The following is a 3,349-nucleotide window of genomic DNA, read 5'->3' on the forward strand; positions in this document are numbered from 1 at the left end:
CCTAGTCTATATAGACTAGGACCTCTAGGTCGAGGACTCGAAACTTTGAGATATTTTCGACCACCTGCACGTCACTCCACCATGCACGCGCGTACTTGCGTGCTGTCGAAAAATCGATCTGGCTCGCGTACTCACATTTGTGCTCGCACGTGCACACGTGTATAACGCGCACGTGTTAACGTGCGCGCGCGTACACCCCCGCGCACCCCCTTATGTGCGTATATTTAGTATAATTTTTTTACATGTAAAAAAAATGAATTTTTATCCGAATGGAGTTTTAGTTTTTTTGTAATTTTTTTCAAAAAATAAGGCATATATATATATATATATATAATAATATTTAATATATTATAATTAACATAGTTAATATCACGTATAAATATACGTTACCGCCCACGCGCACCTGCACGCGATTATAGATTACGCTCGCGCGTGGGCGCGTATTTATGCCATTTTTTTTAATGTAATGGATATTTTTTTTCTCTATAAAGTTTAAAATATTTTTTATTACATTTAGGGATTATGGAGCTTAAAGAAAGAAGAGAAATGGGTATCACGAAAGATCGTTTAAATTTTAAGCCTTTCGAATATCAGTGGGCTTATGAGTATTGGTTTAAGCAACAAAATGCGCATTGGTTGCATACGGAGATCAACATGCAGTCGGATATTCATGATTGGAATGAAAATTTATCGGATCGAGAAAAGAATGTTATTGGAGATATCTTAAAGGGTTTTACTCAAACGGAAACAGAAGTTGGAAATTATTGGTCCGAAATGATTCCAAAGTGGTTTCCAATTCCAGAGATAAAAATGATGGGTCAAGCATTTGGTTCTTTTGAGACGATTCATGCTGTGGCTTATTCTTATTTGAATGATATTTTAGGGTTAGATAATTTTCATGCTTTTTTAGAAGATGAAGCAACCATGAAAAAGTTGAAAGTATTGATGGATATTAGAAAAAGTGATCATGGTAAGTATAATAGAAAGGAGATAGCAAAGAGTATTGCTTTGTTTTCTGCTGCAGCAGAAGGAATTCAATTGTTTTCTTCTTTTGCGGTATTATTGTCTTTTAGAAAATCTAATCGTTTGAAGGGGATAGGGCAACAAATTATTTTTTCTGTTAGGGATGAGTCTCTTCATTCGGAAGCGGGGTGTAAGATTTTTCGTACGTTTTGTGAAGAAAATGATGGATTAAAAAATTCGGTTGCAGATTCTATTTATTATGGAATGGATTTAGCATTAAAAAATGAATTTATTTTTATTGATCAAATTTTTGATAATGGTGATATTCCAACTATTAAGAGAGAAGAATTGAAAAATTTTATGAAAGATAGAGCCAATCTTAAATTGAAAGAATTAGGACTATCGGATGCCTATTGTATAGATAAAAATATGTTAGATAACATGAGTTGGTTTTATATAACGATATCTGGAGAACAGCAAACTGATTTTTTTGATAATCGTGAAACAGGATATAGTAAGCCTAATGAAGATTGGAATGAAGATCTTTTTGTTTTGGATGAGAAAAAAACTTCTACAGAAAAAAAAATATTAGAAATTCTTTTAAAGAATCAGAAAGAAAATTTAGGAAATTCTGGATGTGTATCCTGTGAGTCTTAGTTATGGGTTATGGCTAATTTTGATATAAATTGAAAAGAAAAATTACACCTTGGTACAATACTTTAGGAAAAGAACAACTATTGCATAGTTCTGTTTGTGATTATTTAGATTATGAATATCCGCATATTTTTTATTTTCATCCTCATAATGAAGCAAGAAGAACTCCTTATGAGAGGTTTCTTATAAAAGTGATGAGATTAAGACCAGGTCTTCCTGATATATTGGTTCCTATTCCAAAAAAAGGGAGTACGGGTATGGCTTTGGAATTCAAAATAAAACCAAATAAATTAACAGAAAATCAGATTCATATAATAGATATATTCAATTCGTACAATTGGAAGGTGAATGTTTGTTATGATTTTGACGAAGCAAAGATTTATATAGATCAGTATTTAAAAAAAACAGATTAGTATAATGAGAAACAATAAAACTTCCATGCAATATGATGTCATATCTAATGAATGTAGAACTCATTTTTTGAAAAAAAAGTTTTTGATTCCTAAAAAGTTATGTAATTATATTTTGATGAAAATATATCAGAATAATTGGATTGAAATTGTTAATTATTCTGTTTTAGCAGGAATAAGGATTCAAAAAAAAAAAATAGACTCTATGCTTTCTGCTACAATTACAATAGATGTATATGATCAATATATCAAAAAGGCTAAATCTCTTATGGAAAAAAAAAATTCGGATTATGAAGAAGCTTGGAAATATATGAGCATTTCTTCTATAAAAGATTTAATTATGCAAAAAATTTTTAGGATTCAAGGAATGGAAAAACGTTTCTATGAAGTAGAAAATTATGCTTATAAAGTTCAAGATAATTATATAGATATATTGAATTATGCTATTTTTGCTTTGATAAAAATGAAAAATCCATAAAAATTTATTTCTTTTTTATTTCATTCCATTTTACTTTTTCGTATTTGTAAACTATTATTTGCGCTATTCTATCGCCGTCTTTTACAGTAAAAGTATGACTAGATAAGTTTATGAGTAATATTTTTATTTCTCCTCTATAATCTGAATCGATAGTCCCTGGATTGTTGAGAACAGTTATACCATGACGTAAGGCTAATCCGCTTCTAGGTCGTATTTGAGCTTCATATCCTGTAGGTATTTCTATGAAAATCCCTGTTTTGATGATTTTTCTTTCCATAGATGGAATAATAATCTCTTTTTCCAGATAGGCTTGTAAGTCTATCCCTGCTGCTCCTTCTGTAGCATAATATGGAAAAATATGATGGGATAAATTACGTATTTTTATTAGGACACTCATCTTTATCGTATTTAATTATAATCTTTTATGTATGAATAATATTTCAAAAAAAAACTTATATTCCAAAAAAAATTGATATGAAATGAAAAAACTATTTTTTTTTATCTTATCCATGATGTTTTTTACATCATGTAATGATGATAATTTAACTGGAGGCCATCCACAAGAAGAACAAGAAAAAACGAATCATCCTACTATAGGAATGGCCATGGACCCCCCTCCGACTACTTCATCCACTTCCCCTTTTTTTCTTTCTGATTTTGAAAAGGATGAAAAGGAAAAATATCGTCTACAGATTGAAGAATTAATGAATCAAGATTCTAAATTAAAACAAATTATTGAAGAATTGGAAAGAGCAGAAAAAGCATCAAAAAGAAGAGCATAAAGATAAAATTTTAGAAAATAGTGGTCGTAAAAAGGACCACTATTATTATTATTATCGATGAA

The 3,349-nt window shown here is 30.1% G+C and carries 5 protein-coding genes; 4 read left to right on the top strand and 1 reads right to left on the bottom strand.

Going from position 1 to position 3,349, the window contains the following annotated elements; all coding sequences use genetic code 11:
- The first annotated feature begins 546 nt into the window (after positions 1-546).
- Genes DM817_RS03000 through DM817_RS03010 form a run of 3 tightly spaced genes read left to right on the top strand, consistent with a single transcriptional unit; the run spans position 547 to position 2,505 of the window.
- The gene (locus tag DM817_RS03000) at positions 547-1,620 is read left to right on the top strand and encodes a ribonucleotide-diphosphate reductase subunit beta (RefSeq protein ID WP_113738587.1); all 1,074 of its coding nucleotides are present in this window, start codon (positions 547-549) and stop codon (positions 1,618-1,620) included.
- Between the two features lie 29 nt (positions 1,621-1,649).
- Positions 1,650-2,030, top strand: a complete 381-nt coding sequence (locus tag DM817_RS03005; protein WP_113738584.1) for a VRR-NUC domain-containing protein — start codon at positions 1,650-1,652, stop codon at positions 2,028-2,030.
- Between the two features lie 4 nt (positions 2,031-2,034).
- The gene (locus tag DM817_RS03010; protein WP_113738585.1) at positions 2,035-2,505 is read left to right on the top strand and encodes a DUF1599 domain-containing protein; all 471 of its coding nucleotides are present in this window, start codon (positions 2,035-2,037) and stop codon (positions 2,503-2,505) included.
- 4 nt (positions 2,506-2,509) lie between these two features.
- On the opposite strand, the gene dut is transcribed toward DM817_RS03010, so the two are convergent.
- Positions 2,510-2,902: a dUTP diphosphatase gene (gene dut / locus DM817_RS03015; RefSeq protein ID WP_014200386.1), complete on the bottom strand. Its 393-nt coding sequence runs from the start codon at positions 2,900-2,902 to the stop codon at positions 2,510-2,512.
- A gap of 82 nt (positions 2,903-2,984) precedes the next feature.
- On the opposite strand from dut, the gene DM817_RS03020 reads away from it, so the two are divergent.
- Positions 2,985-3,287 carry a hypothetical protein gene (locus tag DM817_RS03020; RefSeq protein ID WP_152025808.1) on the top strand — a complete coding sequence of 101 codons (303 nt, stop codon included), beginning with the start codon at positions 2,985-2,987 and terminating at the stop codon, positions 3,285-3,287.
- The last annotated feature ends 62 nt before the right edge of the window (positions 3,288-3,349 follow it).

Origin of the sequence: Blattabacterium clevelandi (assembly GCF_003268615.1) — a bacterium.
Taxonomy (GTDB): Bacteria; Bacteroidota; Bacteroidia; order Flavobacteriales; family Blattabacteriaceae; genus Blattabacterium; species Blattabacterium clevelandi.